Below are 19,503 nucleotides of genomic sequence, written 5' to 3'. Positions count from 1 at the left end.
AGCAGTCGAAAAAGTTGCCCGGTTTTTGTGCATGCAGCTTCCAAATTCTCTCGCCGAGCCGATCGATATCGGTGGCGTGAGGCTCCGCAACCGGGTGTTCCTCGCCCCGATGTCCGGTATCACCGATCGCCCGTTCCGTGAACGCGCCTATGCGCACGGGGCCGGCCTCGTCGTGTCCGAGATGGTCGCGAGCGGCGAACTCGCCAAGCGCAACGAAGAATCGACGCGGCGCATCAGCCGGACCGGCATTGGACCGCACATGGTGCAGCTGGCGGGCCGCGACGCCCACTGGCTGGCCGAGGGCGCGCGAATCGCGGCCGGCGAGGGCGCCGACATCATCGACATCAACATGGGCTGCCCTGCCAAGAAGGTGACCGGCGGCTATTGCGGATCGGCATTGATGCGGGAGCCGGACCACGCGCTGGCGCTGATCGAGGCAGTGGTGTCCGCCGTCGCCGTGCCGGTGACGGTGAAGATGCGCCTCGGCTGGGACGACCAGACGATCAACGCGCCGCAGATCGCGGCACGCGCGGAACAGGCGGGCGTGCGGATGGTCACCGTTCACGGTCGAACGCGCTGCCAGTTCTATACCGGTCGTGCGGACTGGTCGGCGATCGCTTCGGTCAAGCAGGCGGTGTCCATCCCCGTCGTGGCCAATGGTGATGTCTGTTCAGCGCATGATGCCGCCGCGATCCTCGAACAATCTGGCGCCGATGCGGTGATGGTTGGCCGCGGCCATTATGGCGCGCCGTGGCTGGCCGGAGAGATTGCAGGCGGCAATGGGAGTGTGTCCGCGCCGGCTTCGCCTGAAGAGCTCCGCGACTACGTTCTGGGGCATTACGACGACATGCTCGCGCACTACGGTGCCGCGACGGGCGTGCGGCACGCGCGCAAGCATCTCGGCTGGTATCTCGACCGCCATGTGCCCCAGGTGCCCGACGCGCTGCGCGCCACGATCATGACTGGAACCGATCCGGCGGCCGTCAAACAGGGCCTGCGGCTGGCGCTCGCCGAAGCCGCGACCAGCGGGATGGAGATAGCCGCATGACCGCGCCCGCCTCGTCTCGGAAGTCACAACTGGATTCGGCCCAGATCGTCCTCAACACGATCCGCCACCCGGTCATCATGGTCGGCCCCGACAGTCGCATTTCGTTCGCCAATGCCGACGCCGAAGATTTCTTCAAGGCAAGCGCGGTGATCCTATCGCGTAACACGCTCGACCATTTCGTGCCCTTCGGCAGTCCACTGCTGACGCTGGTAGAGCAGGTGCGCGAGCGCAAGGCGGCGGTGAACGAGTATCGCGTCGACATTTCCTCGCCGCGCATCGGCCCCGACAAGATCGTCGACATCTATGTTGCGCCGGTGGTCGAGATTCCCGGTTCGGTCGTCATCATGTTCCAGGAACGCTCGATGGCGGAAAAGATCGATCGCCAGATGACCCATCGGGGCGCGGCGCGCTCGGTCACGGGTCTCGCGGCCATGCTCGCCCACGAGATCAAGAACCCGCTCTCCGGAATCCGCGGCGCCGCCCAGCTTCTCGAAACGGTGGTGCCGGACGAGGACCGGACGCTGACGCGGCTGATCACCGAGGAGACCGACCGCATCGTCTCGCTGGTCGATCGGATGGAGATCTTCTCCGACGAGCGGCCGATAGAGCGCTCGGCGGTCAACATCCACGCCGTGCTCGACCGCGTGAAGGCGATCGCCAGGAACGGTTTTGCCAGCCGCATCAAGATCGTCGAGGAATACGATCCCAGCCTGCCGCCGGTCTTCGCCAATCGAGACCAGCTCGTGCAGGTGTTCCTCAATCTGGTGAAGAACGCCGCCGAGGCGATCGGATCTGACCCGAAGGGCGAGATCAAGCTGTCGACGGCGTTCCGGCCCGGCATGCGCCTCTCGGTGCCCGGAAGCGCGGATCGCGTCTCGCTGCCGCTTGAATTCTGCGTAACGGACAATGGTCCGGGCGTTTCGGAAGACATTCTCCCCATCCTCTTCGATCCGTTCATCACCACCAAGCAGAACGGCTCAGGCCTGGGTCTCGCCCTGGTGGCGAAGATCGTAGGCGAGCACGGCGGCATCATCGAATGCGAATCGTCCCGCGCCGGAACGACCTTCCGCATCCTGATGCCTGCCTGGAGAGAAAGCACTTATCCCGCGGGCCATGACCCGGACGGAGGTCTCGACGGATGACGACACGCGGCAGCATCCTCATCGCCGACGACGATGCGGCAATCCGCACCGTCCTGAACCAGGCGCTCTCGCGCGTCGGCCACGACGTGCGCGTCACCTCCAACGCCGCCACCCTGTGGCGCTGGGTGCAGGCGGGCGAGGGCGACCTCGTCATCACAGACGTCGTCATGCCGGACGAGAACGCGTTCGACATGCTGCCCCGCATCAAGAAGGCGCGGCCGGACCTGCCGGTGATCGTCATGAGTGCGCAGAACACGTTCATGACCGCGATCCGCGCCTCGGAGAAGGGGGCCTACGAATACCTGCCGAAGCCCTTCGACCTCACCGAGCTGCTTAACATCGTCAACCGTGCGTTGTCCGAGCCGAAGAAGGCCGTGACGACCGAGCGCGCCGAGGAGCCGCCGGAATCGATGCCGCTGGTCGGACGCTCGGCAGCGATGCAGGACATCTACCGCATGCTCGCCCGCATGATGCAGACGGACCTGACGGTGATGATCTCGGGCGAGTCGGGCACAGGCAAGGAGCTGGTGGCGCGCGCGCTGCATGACTTCGGCCGCCGCCGCAACGGGCCCTTCGTGGCGATCAACATGGCCGCGATCCCGCGCGACCTGATCGAGTCGGAACTGTTCGGACACGAGAAGGGCGCCTTCACCGGCGCACAGAACCGCTCGACCGGCCGTTTCGAGCAGGCCGAGGGCGGCACTCTCTTCCTCGACGAGATCGGCGACATGCCGATGGAGGCCCAGACGCGCCTGCTGCGCGTGCTGCAGCAAGGCGAATACACGACCGTGGGCGGCCGCACACCGATCAAGACGGACGTGCGCATCGTCGCCGCGACCAACAAGGACCTGCGGACCCTGATCAATCAGGGCCTTTTCCGCGAGGACCTGTTCTATCGCCTGAACGTCGTGCCGCTGCGCCTGCCGGCGCTCAAAGAGCGCTCGGAAGACATTCCCGACCTCGTGCGGCATTTCTTCAAGCAAGCGGAGAACGAGGGGCTCGCGGCCAAGCGTATCTCCAGTCCCGGCATCGAGCTGATGAAGCGCTATCCGTGGCCGGGCAACGTGCGCGAGCTGGAGAACCTGATCCGCCGACTCGCCGCGCTCTACCCGCAGGACGAAATCTCGGCCGAGATCATCGAGCACGAGTTGCGCACCGGCGAACTGCCGCAGCCGGCTGGCAGTTCGTCCAGCCTGCCGGACGACATCTCTGTCAGCCAGGCCGTGGAGCATTACCTGCAGCAGTATTTCACCGGCTTCGGCGACGATCTTCCGCCGCCGGGACTCTATCAGCGCATCCTGGCCGAGGTCGAATATCCGCTCGTGCTTGCCGCGATGACAGCGACGCGCGGCAATCAGATCCGGGCGGCCGAGCTTCTGGGGCTCAACCGCAACACGTTGCGCAAGAAGATCCGCGAACTGGGCGTCAACGTGTACCGGACATCGCGACAGGCCTGAGGGAAAACGCGGTCTGCCATCGAATTGTTGCAGAATCGCCACAATGCGTTGCATAGCTGCAACGCAGACCATGCTGCTCGACCTGACATGAACCAAGCCGTGGACCCCGCCATATCGGGAGCAGAGCTGCCCGTGGCCGTCCCCGCCGCGCAACCGGCCGATGGCCGGCGCCTGCTCGCATGGCCGGGCATCGTGACGGTGGTCTGTTCGCTGGCGTCGGCCGCGATCTCCTTCGTCATCCTGATGGGCCTCACGTCGATCGAGCCGACCCGTCAGACGACGCTCGTTCTCATCGCCGTCAATGCCGCCTTCATCCTGGTCCTCCTGGCGCTGATCGGCCGCGAGGCGCATCGCATCCTGATGGCGCGCCGCATCGGCAAGGCGGCCGCGCGACTGCATGTGCGCATTGTCGCCATGTTCGCGCTTGTGGCGGCGCTGCCCGCAATCCTGGTCGCGATCGTCGCCTCGATCACGCTCGACGTCGGCCTGGACCGCTGGTTCGACATCCGCACCAAGACGATCATCAATTCGTCGCTGTCGATCGCAGATGCCTATGTGCGGGAAAATGCGCGCAACCTGCAGGGCACGACGCTGTCGATGGCCAACGACCTCGACAACAACCGCACGCTCTACAATCTCGATCGTCTCCGCTTCGAGGCGCTTTTGACCCAGCAGGCGCAGGGCAGGGCGCTCGAACACGCCGCGCTCATCCGGTCCGACGGATCGATCATGATGCAGGCAGCGACACAGAGCGACATCGAGTTTCCCGATCCGCCGATCGAGGCGGTCCAGACGGCGGCCGACGGCCAGCCCGTGCTGATCGAGCCGCGTATCCGCAACATCGTCGGTGCAATCATCAAGCTCAGGCAGATTCCCGAGGCCTATCTCTTCACCGTACGCGAGGTCGACCAGGAGGTCATCCGCGCCAGGCAGCTGGTGCGCGCGAATGCGGGTGCCTATCGCGGGCTGGAGGAAAACCGCACGGCGACGCAGATCGCCTTCGCATTGCTCTATCTCGGACTGACGCTGGTCATCGTCATGTCAGCGATCTGGACCGGTATCGCGGTGGCGGACCGCCTGGTGCGTCCGGTGCGCCAGCTGATTGGCGCGGCCGACGAGGTCGCGACCGGCAATCTCGACGTGCAGGTGCCCGTCCGCTCGTCCGATGGCGACGTGGGCTACCTTGCGCAGACCTTCAACACGATGCTGACCGAGCTCAAGTCGCAGCGCAACGAGCTGCTGGGCGCCAAGGATCAGATCGACGAGCGGCGGCGTTTCTCGGAAGCGGTTCTGGCGGGTGTGACGGCGGGCGTCATCGGCGTCGATTCGGAAGGCCTGGTGACGATCGTCAACCGCTCGGCGGAGACGATGCTGGCGCTGCCGCTCGCGGGCACGATCGGCAAGAACATCTCTGCCGTGCTGCCGGCGATCGGGCGTGTCTTCGAGATCGCGCGCGATTCATCGCGTCCGGTCTACCGCGAACAGGTGACGTTCTATCGCGCCGGCGCGGAGCGCACGTTCAATGTCCAGATCACTGTGGAAGGTAGCGAGGAGCGCGACGGCCCCAAGTCCTACGTCGTCACCGTCGACGACATCACGGATCTCGTCCAGGCGCAGCGCTCGACCGCCTGGGCGGACGTGGCGCGCCGCATCGCGCACGAGATCAAGAACCCGCTGACGCCGATTCAGCTCTCGGCCGAGCGCATCCGTCGGCGCTTCGGCAAGGTGATCGTCGAGGATCGCGAGATCTTCGACCAGTGCACGGACACGATCATCCGGCAGGTCGGCGATATCGGCCGGATGGTGGACGAGTTCTCCGCCTTCGCCCGCATGCCGAAGCCGGCGATGCAGCAGATGGATCTGCGCGAGGCGCTGCGCGAAGCGTCCTTCCTTGTCGAGGTGAGCCGGTCCGACATCGTCTTCGAGCGTCAGTTCGCAGATCAGCCGCTCGTCGGCACGTTCGACAGCCGCCTGATGGGTCAGGCGCTCGGCAATGTGATCAAGAACGCCGCCGAGGCTATCGACGCGGGCGAGCGACCCGAAGGCGAGCCCGGCGTCATTCGTGTACGGGCGATCCAGGCAAAGGGCTTCATCGCCGTCGACGTCATGGACAACGGCAAGGGCCTGCCGCGCGAGAACAGGCAGAGGCTGCTCGAGCCCTATATGACCACGCGCGAAAAAGGCACCGGCCTCGGCCTCGCTATCGTCAAGAAGATCGTCGAGGACCATGGTGGCCGGCTCGAACTGCATGACGCGCCGGCCGATTTCCACGGCGGCCGCGGTGCGTTGATCCGGATGATTCTTCCGGGCGTCGGCGCGGCGCAGGCCGGCTCCCGATCCGTGAAACGGACCGAGGGCGAACAGCAAGCGGAGAAGGTGCAAAATGGCGTCTGACATCCTGATCGTTGACGATGAACAGGACATCCGCGAGCTCGTGGCCGGCATCCTCGGCGACGAAGGCCATGAGACGCGCATCGCGCACGATGCCGACAGCGCGCTGGCGTCGATCTCGGACCGGATGCCGCGCCTCGTCTTCCTCGACATCTGGCTGCAGGGCTCGCGTCTCGACGGCCTTGCCCTGCTCGACGAGATCAAGGCGATCCATCCCGAGCTGCCGGTGGTGATGATCTCGGGCCACGGCAATATCGAGACCGCGGTGTCGGCGATCCGGCGCGGCGCCTATGATTTCATCGAGAAGCCGTTCAAGGCGGACCGTCTGATCCTCATCGCCGAACGCGCGCTGGAGACGTCGAAGCTTCGTCGCGAAGTCTCGGAGATGAAGCGGCGCACTGGCGATACTTTCGACCTAATCGGCACCTCGACGGCGATGAACCAGCTTCGCCAGACGATCGAGCGCGTGGCGCCCACCAACAGCCGCGTCATGATCATCGGACCTTCAGGTTCCGGCAAGGAGATGGTCGCGCGCGCGATCCACGCCCATTCGACGCGCGCGGGCGCGCCTTTCGTGTCCGTCAACTCCGCCTCGATGACGCCGGAGCGGATGGAGATCGAGCTGTTCGGCACCGAGGCGAACGGTGTCGAGCGCAAGATCGGCGCCCTGGAGGAGGCCCATCGCGGCATTCTCTATCTCGACGAGGTGGCCGACATGCCGCGCGAGACGCAGAACAAGATCCTGCGCGTCCTCGTCGACCAGCAGTTCGAGCGGGTAGGGGGCACGAAACGTGTCAAGGTCGACGTGCGCATCATCTCGTCGACCGCCTACAATCTGGAGGCGATGATCGCCGACGGGCGTTTTCGCGAGGACCTCTATCACCGTCTCGCCGTCGTGCCTGTTCCGGTGCCGGGCTTGTCCGAGAGGCGTGAGGACATCCCGCTGCTCGTGCACCATTTCATGGAGATCGTAGGCGCCCAGGCCGGCATCAAGCCGCGCCGCATGGGCGACGATGCGATGGCCGTGCTCCAGGCGCATAACTGGCCCGGAAACGTCCGACAGCTGCGCAACAATGTCGAGCGCCTGATGATCCTCGCGCGTGGCGACGATGCCGACGCGCCGATCACGGCCGACCTTCTGCCGGCGGAGATCGGCGACGTGATGCCGAGGGCGCCGAACCAGTCAGACCAGCACATCATGGCGCTGCCGCTGCGCGAGGCCCGCGAGCTCTTCGAGAAGGAATATCTTATCGCGCAGATCAACCGCTTTGGCGGCAACATCTCGCGCACGGCCGAGTTCATTGGTATGGAACGCTCCGCGCTTCACCGGAAGCTGAAGTCGCTCGGAGTCTGATCTATGCGCGTTATCATCTGCGGTGCTGGACAAGTAGGATACGGCATCGCGGAACGGCTAGCGGCGGAGCGCAACGACGTCTCCGTCATCGACACCTCGCCCGAGTTGATCGGCGCGATCCGCGATTCGCTCGACGTGCGCGGTATCGTCGGTCACGGCGCGCATCCGGACGTGCTGGAGGCCGCCGGTGCCGTAGAGGCCGACATGGTCATCGCCGTCACGCTCTACGACGAAGTGAACATGATCGCCTGCAAGGTCGCGCACTCGCTGTTCAACGTGCCGACCAAGATCGCGCGCATCCGGTCGCAGTCCTATCTGCGACCGCATTACCAGGACCTGTTTTCGCGCGAACATCTGCCGATCGACGTGGTGATCTCGCCCGAGCTTGAAGTGGGCGAGATGGTGCTGCGCCGTATCGCTCTGCCCGGGGCGACCGATGTCGTGCGCTTCGCCGACAGCAAGGTGGCCATGGTCGCGATCGAGTGCCTGGAAGAATGCCCGGTCATCAACACACCGCTTGCCCAGCTGAGCGAGCTGTTTCCCGACCTGCCGTCGACCGTCGTTGGCGTCAGCCGCAACGGCAAGCTCTTCGTGCCGCATTCCAGCGACCAGTTGCTCGCGGGCGACCTCGCCTATGTCGTGACAACCAAGGACCAGGTGCGCCGCACGCTCGGCCTGTTCGGCCACGAGGAGACCGAAGCGTCGCGGATCGTCATCGCCGGCGGCGGCAATATCGGCCTTTACGTCGCCAGAGCGCTGGAACAGCGGCAGATCCGCACCCGTGTCAAGCTGATCGAGAACACGCGCGAACGCGCGATCGCTATCGCGGACCAGTTGCGGAAGACCGTCGTGCTGCATGGCAGCGCGCTTGACCAGAAGCTGCTGCTGGAGGCCGACATCGAGGCGGCCGACCTGATGGTGGCGCTGACCAACAACGATCAGGTCAACATCCTGTCGAGCGTCATGGCCAAGCGGCTCGGCTGCAAGTCGAACCTCGCCCTGATCAACAACCCTTCCTACCACGACCTGACCAAGACCATCGGCGTCGACGCCTACATCAACCCGCGCAACGTGACGATCTCGCGTGTGCTGCAGCATGTGCGGCGGGGCCGCATACGGGCCGTCCACAGCGTCCAGAAGGGGGCGGCTGAGATCATCGAGGCGGAGGCGCTGGAGACCTCGCCGCTGGTCGGCCCGCAGCTGCGCGACGCGGACCTGCCCTCGGGCATGCGCATCGGCGCAATCTACCGCGACGGGCAGGTGTTGAAGCCTGACGGAACGATGCGGATCAAGCCCAAGGACCGTGTCGTGATCTTCGCCATGGCGAACGAGGTCCGGCAGGTGGAGCAGATGTTCCGCGTCAGCCTCGAATTCTTCTGACGTCCGGCCTGCCGACCGTTCCAAATCCTCCAAGGAGCAACAATGCCTCGCATCGCCTACGTCAACGGCCGCTATGTTCCGCACCGCGATGCCGCTATCCATATCGAGGATCGCGGCTATCAGTTCGCAGACGGGGTCTACGAGGTCTGCGAGGTCGCGCGCGGAAATCTGATGGACATGACGCGCCATCTCGACCGGCTCGACCGGTCGCTGCGCGAGCTGCGGATCGGCTGGCCGATGCACCGTTCGGCCCTCGTCATGGTCATGCGCGAGGTGGTGACCCGCAACGGCGTCACTAACGGCCTAGTCTATGTGCAGGTGACGCGAGGGGTGGCCAGCCGTGACTTCGTGTTCCCTGACAAGACCGTCCCGGCCGTCGTCGTGACCGCGAAGAAAGTCGATCCGGCTCTCGCCGCGAGGCGAGCCGAGACGGGAATCAAGGTGATCACCCTGCCGGAAAGCCGCTGGGACCGCGTCGACATCAAGTCCGTCGGGCTGCTGCCCAACGTGCTCGCCAAGCAGGCTGCGAAGGAAGCGGGCGCGCAGGAAGCGTGGTTCGTCGATGCCGAGGGCAACGTCAAGGAAGGCGGGTCGTCGAATGCCTGGATCATCACCAAGGACGGTTGCCTGGTCACGAGGCCCGCGGAGCACGGTATCCTGCGCGGCATCACGCGCACGACACTGTTCGAAGTCGCCGCGAAGCTCGGATTGAAGATCGAGGAGCGTGGCTTTTCCGTTGATGAGGCAAAGGCTGCCCGCGAGGCCTTCATCAGTTCCGCCACCACCATCGCGATGCCGGTCGTGGAGGTCGACGGGTCTCCGATCGCCAATGGCCATCCGGGCTCGGTCGTCCAATCGCTGCGGCAGGCGTTTTTTGACGTTGCGGAAAAGACTCCGGCCTGATAACCGCATCGCGAGCCCTCATGGCTCGATGTCGAGTTCCCCACCGAAACGCAGGGTTGCCATGCGCCGGATTCAGGTCCGCGACGCTTGACAATCCCGGTCTTGTTCGGTGCTACTGTCGGTGAACTTGCGGGCAAGGTGAAAGATAAGAAAAATGGCGGAACGATCGCAGAACCTCCAGGACCTGTTCCTCAACTCGGTTCGCAAGAGCAAAAATCCCCTGACCATCTTCCTGATCAACGGCGTCAAGCTTACCGGCGTAGTGACATCGTTCGACAATTTCTGCGTTCTGCTGCGCCGCGACGGACATTCGCAGCTGGTCTACAAGCACGCGATCTCCACGATCATGCCGAGCCAGCCGGTGCAGATGTTCGACGGCGAAGAAGGCGCCTGATTGAGCGAAGCCGGCGACAAGCCGCGGGGCCGCAAGGCCGGACCCGCGGAGGCTGTTCCCGAAAGCACCGGCCGCGCCGTGGTCGTGGTGCCGGTGCTTACGCGTCATCCGCGCAATGATGACAGCGGTGATTCGATTTCGCGCCCGAGACTGTCGCGCTCTCCACAGGCCAGGCACGACGAGGCAGTCGGGCTTGCGCTCGCGATCGACCTTGAACCCGTCCACACTGAGATCGTGACCGTCGCCGACCCGCGACCGGCAACCCTGATCGGTAGCGGCAAGATCGAAGACCTCGCGGCCGTCGTGGCTGAGAAGAAGGCCGAGCTGGTGATCGTCGACCACCCGCTTACGCCGGTGCAGCAGCGCAACCTAGAAAAGGAACTGAAGGCCAAGGTGCTCGACCGCACCGGCATCATCCTCGAGATCTTCGGCCGGCGCGCCCGCACCAAGGAGGGCGCGCTCCAGGTCGAGCTCGCGCATCTGAACTACCAGAAGGGCCGGCTGGTCCGCAGCTGGACACACCTTGAGCGCCAGCGCGGCGGCGCGGGCTTCCTCGGCGGCCCAGGCGAAACCCAGATCGAGGCCGACCGGCGCATCCTGCAGGAGAAGATCCTGCGGCTGAAGCGCGAGCTGGAGACGGTCAAGCGCACGCGCGAACTGCACCGCGCCAAGCGCAAGAAGGTGCCGTATCCGATCGTCGCCATCGTCGGCTACACCAATGCCGGCAAGTCCACCCTGTTCAACCGGCTGACCGGGGCAGGGGTGCTGGCCGAGGATATGCTGTTCGCCACGCTCGACCCGACGCTGCGCCGGGTGCGGTTGCCGCACGGCACGATCGTCATCCTCTCCGACACGGTGGGCTTCATCTCCGACCTGCCGACCCATCTCGTCGCGGCCTTCCGCGCCACCCTGGAAGAGGTGGTGGAGGCCGATCTCGTGCTGCACCTGCGCGACATCTCCGATCCCGACACGGCCGCGCAGGCGGAGGACGTGGAGCGCATTCTCGGCGACCTCGGCGTCGACGCGTCGGACAGCCGACGTGTGATCGAGGTCTGGAACAAGATCGACCTGCTGGAAGAGGGCACCCGTCAGCGCCTCCTCGAAGAAGGTAGTGCGCCGGACAAGGAGCCGCCGATCGCGATCTCCGCTGTTACCGGCGAGGGCATTTCGCAACTGCTCGACCTGATCGAGGCGCGGATATCGGGCGCGCTGACGCTGGCTACGATTGTCCTCCCGCCAGAGCAGCTGGGCTCTATCGACTGGCTCTACCGGAACGCCGCAGTCCAGTCCCGAAAAGACAATGATGACGGCTCGGTAACGCTCGAACTTCGCGCAACGCCTGCGGCGCTGGCGGAATTCAATGCCAGGGTAGGGCAGAAATAGGCGTCAGTTCAGCCTGTTATGCAGTCTTCTTCGCCTTTTGCCAAAGCTCTTCCATCTCTTCAAGAGATGCGTCCTTAAGGCTTGATTCTGCGTCGGAAAGTGCTTTCTCCACAAAGTGGAAGCGCGAGCGGAATTTCTCGTTGGTTCCGGCGAGCGCGGCCTCGGCATCCACGCCGAGGTGGCGGCCGAGATTGACGACCGCGAAGAGGATGTCGCCGAACTCGTCGGCGATCTCGCTCTGTCGTCCGGCGGCCATCGCGGCACGCAGTTCGCCGATTTCCTCCTCGATCTTGTCGAGGATGGGCGCCGCCTCGCCCCAGTCGAATCCGACCGTCGCCGCCTTCTGCTGCAGCTTCAATGCGCGGGTCAGCGAGGGCAGGACGACCGGGATCCCGTCGAGGAAACCGGTCCCATGGTCCTCCGGATTTTCGCCGCGGGCGATGCGCGCCGCACGCTTCTCCGCTTTCTCCTCGGCCTTGATGCGGTCCCACTGGCCCTTGGCGGAACCGGCGGCACGCGCGTCAGCATCGCCGAAGACGTGCGGGTGGCGGCGGATCATTTTGGTCGTGATCGCGGTGACGACGTCGCCAAACTCGAATTCGCCGGCCTCCTGTGCGATGCGGGAATGGAAGACCACCTGGAGAAGCAGATCGCCGAGCTCATCGCGAAGGTCGGTGAGGTCGTTGCGCGCGATCGCGTCGGAGACTTCGTAGGCCTCCTCGACCGTATACGGCGCAATGGTTGCAAAGGTCTGCTCCAGGTCCCACGCGCAGCCCGTGCCCGGCGTGCGCAGCGCGGCCATGATCTCGATGAGGCGGGCGATATCTCTCGACGGTTGCATTTGTCCACACGCGCAATAACTTGGTTCGGCGCCCCGGATCTCCCGGTCGGCGGGGAGACGGCGACGCGTGAAGTCCAGCCTGAGAGCATTTGCCCTTGGTGTCCTTCTGGCGACGCCGAGCCTGTCCGACTCGGCCGCCAAAGTCACCTATAGCGAGAAGACCATCCACTACCCGGTGAGCGGCCGCACCGGACAGGAGATTTACGCTCAGATTGCCAGGAAAGGCCCCAGGCTTACCGGCCAGCGCGACCACAAGGTGGCGACAACCAGCATGACCTTTGACGTGCGCGACATCAAGGCAGGCGTCAGGGGAGCCCGGTGCGTCGTGACCGGCCTCGACGTGCACGTCTCGTTCACCTACCGGATCCCGAAATGGACGGGGAAGGGGAGCGCTTCCGTGCGCAAGGCGTGGACCGCTTTCGAAGCGCATCTGTGGCGGCATGAGAAGCGCCACCGCGACATCGCGCTGGACTATGCCCGGCGCGTCGAGCGCGACATCCTGCGCCTGAAGGGCGATGCGCGCCGGGAATGCGCCGGGATGGTGGAGCAGGCAAAGCGGCAGTCGACGTCGTCCGAGGCCTGGCACCAGCGCAAGCAGGCGGCCTTCGACGCGAGCTGGTTCGGCGATGGCGGCCAGCAGTTCAAATATGACCGCGCCCTGATCTCGGCGAAATAGCGTGGCCTTTGCGCCCTATCGCCTGTCGCCTTTTGCCCTGTGGATGTCGCTTTCCTGCCGCCCGGAATCGAGGAGTGGTGCTTAGATCATCCTGTCCGAGGTGCCGGCGCGCGACGAACGCGCCGGAGAATTGGGAAGCCGGTGAAAGGCCGGCGCTGCCCCCGCAACGGTAGCGGAGCTGAACGTCTCGACGGGAGACCACTGGGTGCCGAACCCGGGAAGGTGTCGAGACAGTCCGACAGGACGGCTCCGGAGCCCGGAAACCAGCCCTGGACATGATGAACTCGACTGATCGCGGTGGGCGGTCAAGCGGCGGATCTCCGTGCCCGGCAAATGCCGTGCGCGGATGCTCTTCCCTGAAATCACCACCAGTTCAGTCCTTGGACCGCGAGGACAGGACATGGATATCCGCAACGACATGCTGCGCCGCCTGCGCAACCGGCGCGACGGCTACAGTTTGGAGCAGGCGTTCTACACCGACCCGGACTATTTCCAGGCCGATCTGGAACTCATCTGGTACCGCGACTGGCTGTTTGCGGCGCATGACTGCGAGATCCCGAAGCCGGGCAATTACGTGACTCTGCAGGTCGGCGACTATCCTGTGGTGATCGTGCGCGACCGGCAGGGGCAGGTGAGGGCGTTCCACAACTCCTGCCGCCATCGCGGCAGTCGTGTCTGCGCCGGCGCCAAGGGTGCTTCGGCGCGGCTCGTCTGTCCCTACCACCAGTGGACCTACGACCTCGACGGCAGGCTGCTGTTCGCCCGCCAGATGGGACCGGAGTTTGATCCGGCGCAGTTTTCGCTGAAGCCGGTCGCCTGCGAGACGGTCGGCGGCTACATCTTCATCTGCCTCGCCGACGAGCCGGCCGATTTCGAGCCCTTTCGCACCATGGTCGAGCCGTTCTTCAGACCGCATCGTCTCACGGAGGCGAAGGTTGCGTTCGAGAGCACCATCGTCGAGAAGGGCAACTGGAAGCTCGTCTGGGAAAACAACCGCGAGTGCTATCACTGCGCCGGCAACCATCCGGAACTGTGCAAGACCTTCCCTGAGGCCCCGACGGTCACTGGCGTGCAGGGCGCGGATGGCGATCCCGAGATCGTCGCACACTGGCAGCGCTGCGAGGCGGCGGGACTGCCCAGCCGCTTCACCATCGCCGATGACGGTCAGTACCGCACCACGCGCGTGCCGCTGCTGCGCGATGCCGTCAGCTACACGATGACCGGCCGGCGCGCGGTCAGAAAGAACCTGTCCGACGACGTCTCGACCGACCGCATCGGCTCGCTGCTGCTCTATCACTATCCGACGACGTGGAACCACATCCTCGGCGATCATGCCGTGACGTTCCGCGTGCTGCCGATCAGCGCCACGGAGACGGCTGTGACGACCAAATGGCTGGTCCACAAGGACGCGGTCGAGGGCATCGACTACGACCTCGCCGAACTCACCCATGTCTGGACCGAGACCAACGACCAGGACCGGCGGATCGTCGAGGAGAACGCCTTCGGCATCAAGTCGCCTGCCTACGAGCCGGGACCTTACTCGCTCGACCACGAAGGCGGCGTGATCCAGTTCGTCGAGTGGTACTGCGCCTTCATCGAACCGCGTCTTTCCGGCAGCGGAAAGCCGGCGCTGCGCAGCGTCGCCTGAGCACGGGGAGGGGACCATGAACGCCTTCGCCGCCCCGCCTCTCTACCGCCATCTCGACGAGATGGCGCCCTGGAACGACCGTCTGCAGACGCTGGAATGCATCGGCGTGTCGGACGAGGCGCCGGAGGTGAAGACGTTCACGTTCCGCTCGGACAACCAGACCTGGTTCCGGTATCAGCCCGGGCAGTTTATCACGCTGGAACTCCCGGTCGGTGACGAGCCGCTGATGCGCACCTACACGCTGTCGTCCAGCCCGTCGCGGCCGTTCTCGATCGCAGTGACGGTCAAGGCGCAGCCGGGGAGCCTGGGCACGCGCTGGATGTTCGACACCGTCCGGCCGGGCACGCTGCTCAGGGCATACGGTCCTGCCGGCGACTTCACGCTCCACCGCCATCCCGCGGCCAAGTATCTCTTCATATCGGCGGGCTCCGGCGTCACGCCGATGATGTCGATGCTGCGCTGGCTGAACGATTGCGCGCCCTGGACGGACGTCGCCTTCGTCACGTGCGCGCGGCGGCCGGAAGAGATCATCTTCCGAAAGGAACTCGAGCTTCTCGGCTCTCGCATGCCCGGTCTCTCGCTCGGCTTCCTGATCGAGGAGCGGTCGAGCCGCGAGAGCTGGTTCGGCCATATGGGCCGCATCGACGCAGTGCGCCTGCCGCTGCTCTCTCCGGATTTCCGGGAGAGGGAGGTCTTTTGCTGCGGCCCCGAGCCCTTCATGCAGGCCGTCCGCGCGATGCTGGACAATGCCGGCTTCGACATGGCCCGCTACCACCAGGAAAGCTTCGCTGCGCCAGCGAAGGAAGATGTGCCTCCCGTCTCCTCACCGGCGGATGACCCGGTTGCGGAGGCAACGCCGATCACCTTCAGCCTTTCCGGTGTCGACGCGTCGTGCCTCTCCGGGCAAACGGTTCTGCAGACGGCGAGGTCGGCCGGTGTCAGGATCGCGGCGGCCTGCGAGTTCGGTCTGTGCGGCACCTGCAAGGTCAAGTGCGACGGTCCGGTCGACATGCAGCACAATGGCGGTATTCTCGATGACGAGATCGCCGACGGCTACATCCTGGCCTGCTGCTCGCGGCCGCTGGGCGCGGTCCAGATCGAAGCCTGAGGATTCGAATACGGCTATCCCAGAAAGGCGCCGACGCTTCCCGAGAACAGGACGATACCGGAAAGGAACAGAAGCAGAAGGACCAGGCGGCGGAATGCCGGCGTCGGCATGCGTCGGAACACCTGCACGCCAAGGATCGCCGGGACCGCAAGCGCCGGGGCGATCAGGGCAAACATCCGGAGCGTCTCCTGGTTGATCGTGCCGGAGAGGGCGTATCCGCTCAGCGTCGCCACGTGCATGGCGATGTTGAACGCCTGCAGCACGCCGCGCTGCGTCTCCTTCGCGAAGCCCCGCAGCGTGGTCCAGAGCGTAGGAATCGGGCCCGATGCGCCAGACAGTCCGCCCATGACGCCGCCGATGAAGCCGGCCGCGCCGTCGGCGAGGCGACCGCCCGCGCGCAGCTTGAAATCGTGCGGCAGCAGCAGGGCGAGCGGGCAGTAGATCAGCAGGAAGATGCCCAGCGCCAGCTTGAACAGGTTCGGATCGAGCCAGTGCAGCAGGAAGATGCCGAGCGGCACACCCATAAGGCCGCCGATGACGAGCGGCATGAGGAGCGCGAGATCGAAGCCGCGCCACACCCAGGGCAGGGTCACCAACTGGCCGGCCAACGAGCCGAAAACGGCCATGGGTGCCGCGATCTGCGGCGATATCGCCCAGACCCAGATCGACAGCGACACCAGCGAGAAGGCGAAGCCCGACACGCCCTGCGCGAAGCCCGCGGCGGCGGCACCCGTCAAAACGACCGCTGTAGTCCAGTCCATCAATTCATCGCAGGCGAGGGTGGTTGTTGAAGGTCGACGGACGGAACAGGAGCTGGTTTCTCCGCACAATCTGCCCGTGCCGAAATAGCGTTTCCAATGCTGTGGTGCAAATGCGGGCGCAGCGCATCGCGTGAGCGGAACGAATCCTAGCGATTCTCGGCCAGGGCTTCGATTACCCGGCAGTCGCACACCTGTCCGCGGCCGCATTCGTCGACCGTCCGCTGCAGCTCCACGCGTAGCGTCGTCAGATGTGCGATGCGGCGGTCGATCTCGCCGATGTGCCGCCGCGCGATATCGTCGATCACGACGCAGGATTGGCTCGGCTCTGCGCTCATCGCCAGCAGCTCGCGAATCGCGTCGATCTCGAAACCCAGTTCGCGCGCGTGGCGGATGAAGTTGAGCCTGGATGTGTGGCCGCTGTCGTAGCGCCGCTGCTGGCCTTGCGTGCGCGGGGGAGCCGGCAGAAGCCCGATCTGCTCGTAATAGCGGATCGTCGGCACCTTGACCCTGCTGCGTCGCGCCAGTTCTCCGATCGAAAAATCCATGCCGAAATCTCTTGAACCTCTAGTGACTATAGAGACTACGGTGGCTCTAGAAAAGGAGACAGGGCATGGCCGATCACTGTTGCAACGACAAAGCGGGCGGCTGCGACGCACCCCCGGCACTGGTGCTTCCGTTGAAGCCCGGCGCAGGCCGTTGCGAGGCCGAGGACGCTTGCTGTTCGGGCGGTGTACCCGTCTTCGACGGCATGAGCCAGCGCTATCGGCGAGTTCTATGGGCTGTGATCGGCATCAACGGCGTGATGTTCCTGACCGAAATGGTCGCGGGCCAGCTTGCCGGGTCGCAGGCTTTGCAAGCCGACGCGCTCGATTTTCTCGGCGACACGGTGACCTACGGCCTCAGTCTCGCTGTGATCGGCACTTCCATGCGCTCAAGGGCGATGGCGGCTTTGTTCAAGGGGCTGTCGCTCAGCCTGATGGCATTTTGGGTCTTTGGCTCCACGGTCTACCAGACCCTGATCCTCGGACTGCCCAGCGCCGAGCTGATGGGCGCCATCGGTCTCCTGGCGCTCGTCGCCAACCTAGCTTCCGTCGGCCTTCTGATGCCCTACAGGAACGGAGATGCGAATGTGCGTTCGGTGTGGCTGTGCTCGCGCAACGACGCCATCGGAAATGCGATCGTCATGGCTGCGGCGCTCGGCGTCTGGGGCACCGCGAGCGCTTGGCCGGACCTGATCGTCGCGGCGGTCATGGCGGGCCTTTTCCTGACGTCGTCGGTGCAGATCCTGCGGCAGGCGTGGAAGGAATATCGGGCAGGGGCAGATATCGCACCGGCGCCGGCAGAGTGACGAGGCGAAGTTGCAAAATGTAATTTTTGCAATTAAAAACAATGAGTTATATCAAATTGATGCAGCCGTCCAGGGCAGGGCGCAAGGCGATGAAAATAGATCGCCTACACGCTTTGAGGCTCTGACCTGCGCTTGTTCAGACACGTCCGCCTGGTGCGAGAGCTTCCGTCGACGGCCGAGAGATGCAATCTACATTCCGCTTGCTTGAAACAGGGGGCACAGCATGGACCGATTCACCGGCGGTTGCCTGTGCGGCGATGTCCGGATCGTGGCGTCGGGACGCCCGTACCGCGTCGGGCTGTGCCACTGCCTCGACTGCCGCAAGCATCACGGGTCTCTGTTTCACGCGTCCGCGATCTTCCCGCAGGATGCAGTGACGATCGAGGGCGAGACGCGCGACTATGCCGGGCGGCATTTCTGCCCGCGCTGCGGCTCGTCCGTCTTTGCCCGCACCGGGGACGAGATCGAGGTGAGCGTGGGATCGCTCGACGCGCCGGACCAGTTGAAGCCGACCTACGAGCTCTGGACCATCCGCCGCGAATCCTGGCTGCCGCCGTTTCCCCTCGCGAGACGATACGAGCGCAACCGCGATGGCACGGGCAGGTTTGAGGAGTAGGCGGCCCAAGCCGCGCGACGTTCGCGACGGCAGCTCACCGCCACATCAGACGGTCGCATAAGATAGATTATGGAACTTATCCGTATACGCGAACGCCAGGAAATCTATGCGCGCTCAGTGATTTAGCGTCCTGGGCAATGGCTTTGGCCAATCGCCTGAATGGCTCAGCCCGCAGTGAACATCGTCCTTGGCAACACCCAGCATATGAAAAGCGACGCCTTACGTGGACGCAGCGCTGCTATGCTCCGTAATCGAGCTCTATCGTCATTCCATCAAACGCCGGCTCGACGTGGTCCGGCGTGGTGCGTCGCACGGTCTCATAGTCGAGTGGCGTGTGCATGTGGGTCAGCACGGCGCGCTTCGGGTCGAGCCGGTCGATCCATTGCAATGCCTGCTCGAGCGACAGATGGCTCGGATGCGGCCGGTACTGCAGCGCATCGATGACGAGGCAGTCGAGATTTCTCAGCCGGTCGGGCGTGGTGCCGGTGAAGCCGCTGACGTCGGCGCAATAGGCCAGGTTGCCGATGCGGAAGCCGAGCGAGATGATGTCGCCGTGGATCTGGGGCAGGGGTTCGAACACGATCGGACCGCCCTCGCCTGCGATCTCGAACGGCACGCCGTGCTCGATCGGCACATGCTTCAGGATCGGCGGATAGGAGCTGCCTTCCGGCGTCACGAAACAGTAGCCGAAGGCCTCCATCAGGCGCGCCGAGGTGGGTGCGTCGGCATGGACCTGCATCAGCCGGCGCTGCTCGATAACGAAGCCGCGCAGGTCGTCGATGCCGTGAATGTGGTCGGCATGCGGATGGGTGTAGATCGCGGCGTCGAGACGTGTGACCCCGGCAGTCAGCATCTGGTCACGGAAGTCGGGTCCCGTGTCGATGACGACGCGCGTAACGCCGCTGCTCGAAATGCGCTCCACCAGCGCCGAGGCGCGACGGCGACGGTTCTTCGGATTGTCGGGATCGCACTGGCCCCAGTCGCCTGTGATGCGCGGCACGCCGGGAGACGAGCCGCAGCCGAGGATGGTGAGGCGCAGCCGGTCCGCCATTG

Annotated in this window: 18 protein-coding genes and 1 riboswitch; of the genes, 14 read left to right on the top strand and 4 right to left on the bottom strand. The window is 64.8% G+C overall.

The window, feature by feature from the left end:
* Nucleotides 1-31 precede the first annotated feature (31 nt).
* From dusB to hflX, 9 genes are all read left to right on the top strand, one after another.
* On the top strand, nucleotides 32-1,048 hold the full coding sequence (gene dusB, locus B9Z03_RS18070) for a tRNA dihydrouridine synthase DusB (protein ID WP_085465481.1): 1,017 nt from the start codon (nucleotides 32-34) through the stop codon (nucleotides 1,046-1,048).
* Complete coding sequence (locus tag B9Z03_RS18065; protein ID WP_085465480.1) at nucleotides 1,045-2,190, top strand: two-component system sensor histidine kinase NtrB; 1,146 nt, start codon at nucleotides 1,045-1,047, stop codon at nucleotides 2,188-2,190. The genes dusB and B9Z03_RS18065 overlap by 4 nt, the downstream gene beginning before the upstream one ends.
* Nucleotides 2,187-3,647 carry a nitrogen regulation protein NR(I) gene (gene ntrC / locus B9Z03_RS18060; protein ID WP_085465479.1) on the top strand — a complete coding sequence of 487 codons (1,461 nt, stop codon included), beginning with the start codon at nucleotides 2,187-2,189 and terminating at the stop codon, nucleotides 3,645-3,647. Before B9Z03_RS18065 ends, ntrC begins: the two co-directional genes overlap by 4 nt.
* An 87-nt stretch (nucleotides 3,648-3,734) precedes the next feature.
* Nucleotides 3,735-6,041, top strand: coding sequence for a sensor histidine kinase NtrY-like (locus B9Z03_RS18055; protein ID WP_085465478.1), 2,307 nt, complete (start codon nucleotides 3,735-3,737; stop codon nucleotides 6,039-6,041).
* A complete protein-coding gene (locus B9Z03_RS18050; protein WP_085465477.1) occupies nucleotides 6,031-7,392 on the top strand; it encodes a nitrogen assimilation response regulator NtrX in 1,362 nt (453 codons plus the stop codon). Before B9Z03_RS18055 ends, B9Z03_RS18050 begins: the two co-directional genes overlap by 11 nt.
* 3 nt (nucleotides 7,393-7,395) lie before the next feature.
* Nucleotides 7,396-8,772: a Trk system potassium transporter TrkA gene (gene trkA / locus B9Z03_RS18045; RefSeq protein ID WP_085465476.1), complete on the top strand. Its 1,377-nt coding sequence runs from the start codon at nucleotides 7,396-7,398 to the stop codon at nucleotides 8,770-8,772.
* A 42-nt stretch (nucleotides 8,773-8,814) separates the two neighbouring features.
* Nucleotides 8,815-9,675, top strand: coding sequence for a D-amino-acid transaminase (locus B9Z03_RS18040; RefSeq protein WP_085465475.1), 861 nt, complete (start codon nucleotides 8,815-8,817; stop codon nucleotides 9,673-9,675).
* A gap of 154 nt (nucleotides 9,676-9,829) precedes the next feature.
* Nucleotides 9,830-10,069, top strand: coding sequence for an RNA chaperone Hfq (gene hfq / locus B9Z03_RS18035; RefSeq protein WP_085465474.1), 240 nt, complete (start codon nucleotides 9,830-9,832; stop codon nucleotides 10,067-10,069).
* Nucleotides 10,070-11,452: a GTPase HflX gene (gene hflX, locus B9Z03_RS18030; RefSeq protein WP_244561774.1), complete on the top strand. Its 1,383-nt coding sequence runs from the start codon at nucleotides 10,070-10,072 to the stop codon at nucleotides 11,450-11,452.
* 16 nt (nucleotides 11,453-11,468) lie between these two features.
* Here hflX and mazG read toward each other — a convergent pair whose 3' ends face one another.
* Nucleotides 11,469-12,293 carry a nucleoside triphosphate pyrophosphohydrolase gene (mazG, locus tag B9Z03_RS18025; RefSeq protein WP_085465473.1) on the bottom strand — a complete coding sequence of 275 codons (825 nt, stop codon included), beginning with the start codon at nucleotides 12,291-12,293 and terminating at the stop codon, nucleotides 11,469-11,471.
* A gap of 67 nt (nucleotides 12,294-12,360) precedes the next feature.
* On the opposite strand from mazG, the gene B9Z03_RS18020 reads away from it, so the two are divergent.
* The 3 genes from B9Z03_RS18020 (at nucleotide 12,361) to B9Z03_RS18010 (ending at nucleotide 15,725) form a co-directional block, all read left to right on the top strand.
* The gene (locus B9Z03_RS18020; RefSeq protein ID WP_176247553.1) at nucleotides 12,361-12,969 is read left to right on the top strand and encodes a DUF922 domain-containing protein; all 609 of its coding nucleotides are present in this window, start codon (nucleotides 12,361-12,363) and stop codon (nucleotides 12,967-12,969) included.
* A gap of 81 nt (nucleotides 12,970-13,050) precedes the next feature.
* A riboswitch (cobalamin riboswitch) is annotated at nucleotides 13,051-13,255 on the top strand.
* A gap of 114 nt (nucleotides 13,256-13,369) precedes the next feature.
* Nucleotides 13,370-14,617 (top strand): aromatic ring-hydroxylating oxygenase subunit alpha, encoded by a 1,248-nt coding sequence (locus B9Z03_RS18015; protein ID WP_085465471.1) that lies wholly within the window; start codon nucleotides 13,370-13,372, stop codon nucleotides 14,615-14,617.
* Nucleotides 14,618-14,633: 16 nt separating this feature from the next.
* Nucleotides 14,634-15,725: an FAD-binding oxidoreductase gene (locus B9Z03_RS18010; protein WP_085465470.1), complete on the top strand. Its 1,092-nt coding sequence runs from the start codon at nucleotides 14,634-14,636 to the stop codon at nucleotides 15,723-15,725.
* A 14-nt stretch (nucleotides 15,726-15,739) separates the two neighbouring features.
* Here the strand turns inward: B9Z03_RS18010 and B9Z03_RS18005 are convergent, their stop codons facing one another.
* Both B9Z03_RS18005 and B9Z03_RS18000 read right to left on the bottom strand, forming a co-directional pair.
* Nucleotides 15,740-16,486 (bottom strand): sulfite exporter TauE/SafE family protein, encoded by a 747-nt coding sequence (locus B9Z03_RS18005; protein WP_085465469.1) that lies wholly within the window; start codon nucleotides 16,484-16,486, stop codon nucleotides 15,740-15,742.
* A gap of 146 nt (nucleotides 16,487-16,632) precedes the next feature.
* The gene (locus tag B9Z03_RS18000) at nucleotides 16,633-17,031 is read right to left on the bottom strand and encodes a MerR family transcriptional regulator (protein WP_085465468.1); all 399 of its coding nucleotides are present in this window, start codon (nucleotides 17,029-17,031) and stop codon (nucleotides 16,633-16,635) included.
* 65 nt (nucleotides 17,032-17,096) lie between these two features.
* Here B9Z03_RS18000 and B9Z03_RS17995 point away from each other — a divergent pair, with 65 nt between their 5' ends.
* Nucleotides 17,097-17,834 carry a cation efflux transmembrane domain-containing protein gene (locus B9Z03_RS17995; protein ID WP_085465467.1) on the top strand — a complete coding sequence of 246 codons (738 nt, stop codon included), beginning with the start codon at nucleotides 17,097-17,099 and terminating at the stop codon, nucleotides 17,832-17,834.
* Nucleotides 17,835-18,057: 223 nt separating this feature from the next.
* Complete coding sequence (locus B9Z03_RS17990) at nucleotides 18,058-18,450, top strand: GFA family protein (protein WP_085465466.1); 393 nt, start codon at nucleotides 18,058-18,060, stop codon at nucleotides 18,448-18,450.
* 238 nt (nucleotides 18,451-18,688) lie between these two features.
* On the opposite strand, the gene B9Z03_RS17985 is transcribed toward B9Z03_RS17990, so the two are convergent.
* Complete coding sequence (locus B9Z03_RS17985; protein WP_085465465.1) at nucleotides 18,689-19,501, bottom strand: MBL fold metallo-hydrolase; 813 nt, start codon at nucleotides 19,499-19,501, stop codon at nucleotides 18,689-18,691.
* Nucleotides 19,502-19,503 lie beyond the last annotated feature (2 nt).

Source organism: Mesorhizobium australicum, from assembly GCF_900177325.1.
Lineage (GTDB): Bacteria > Pseudomonadota > Alphaproteobacteria > Rhizobiales > Rhizobiaceae > Mesorhizobium_A > Mesorhizobium_A australicum_A.
Note: the sequence above shows the minus strand (reverse complement) of the source record. Positions and strands in the feature narration are given on the sequence as shown.

Bases quoted from the DNA above. Each gene is read 5' to 3' on its own strand.
- dusB (WP_085465481.1), top strand. From the start codon at position 32: ATGCAGCTTCCAAATTCTCTCGCCGAGCCGATCGATATCGGTGGCGTG.
- B9Z03_RS18065 (WP_085465480.1), top strand. From the start codon at position 1,045: ATGACCGCGCCCGCCTCGTCTCGGAAGTCACAACTGGATTCGGCCCAG.
- ntrC (WP_085465479.1), top strand. From the start codon at position 2,187: ATGACGACACGCGGCAGCATCCTCATCGCCGACGACGATGCGGCAATC.
- B9Z03_RS18055 (WP_085465478.1), top strand. From the start codon at position 3,735: ATGAACCAAGCCGTGGACCCCGCCATATCGGGAGCAGAGCTGCCCGTG.
- B9Z03_RS18050 (WP_085465477.1), top strand. From the start codon at position 6,031: ATGGCGTCTGACATCCTGATCGTTGACGATGAACAGGACATCCGCGAG.
- trkA (WP_085465476.1), top strand. From the start codon at position 7,396: ATGCGCGTTATCATCTGCGGTGCTGGACAAGTAGGATACGGCATCGCG.
- B9Z03_RS18040 (WP_085465475.1), top strand. From the start codon at position 8,815: ATGCCTCGCATCGCCTACGTCAACGGCCGCTATGTTCCGCACCGCGAT.
- hfq (WP_085465474.1), top strand. From the start codon at position 9,830: ATGGCGGAACGATCGCAGAACCTCCAGGACCTGTTCCTCAACTCGGTT.
- mazG (WP_085465473.1), bottom strand. From the start codon at position 12,293: ATGCAACCGTCGAGAGATATCGCCCGCCTCATCGAGATCATGGCCGCG.
- B9Z03_RS18015 (WP_085465471.1), top strand. From the start codon at position 13,370: ATGGATATCCGCAACGACATGCTGCGCCGCCTGCGCAACCGGCGCGAC.
- B9Z03_RS18010 (WP_085465470.1), top strand. From the start codon at position 14,634: ATGAACGCCTTCGCCGCCCCGCCTCTCTACCGCCATCTCGACGAGATG.
- B9Z03_RS18005 (WP_085465469.1), bottom strand. From the start codon at position 16,486: ATGGACTGGACTACAGCGGTCGTTTTGACGGGTGCCGCCGCCGCGGGC.
- B9Z03_RS18000 (WP_085465468.1), bottom strand. From the start codon at position 17,031: ATGGATTTTTCGATCGGAGAACTGGCGCGACGCAGCAGGGTCAAGGTG.
- B9Z03_RS17995 (WP_085465467.1), top strand. From the start codon at position 17,097: ATGGCCGATCACTGTTGCAACGACAAAGCGGGCGGCTGCGACGCACCC.
- B9Z03_RS17990 (WP_085465466.1), top strand. From the start codon at position 18,058: ATGGACCGATTCACCGGCGGTTGCCTGTGCGGCGATGTCCGGATCGTG.
- B9Z03_RS17985 (WP_085465465.1), bottom strand. From the start codon at position 19,501: ATGGCGGACCGGCTGCGCCTCACCATCCTCGGCTGCGGCTCGTCTCCC.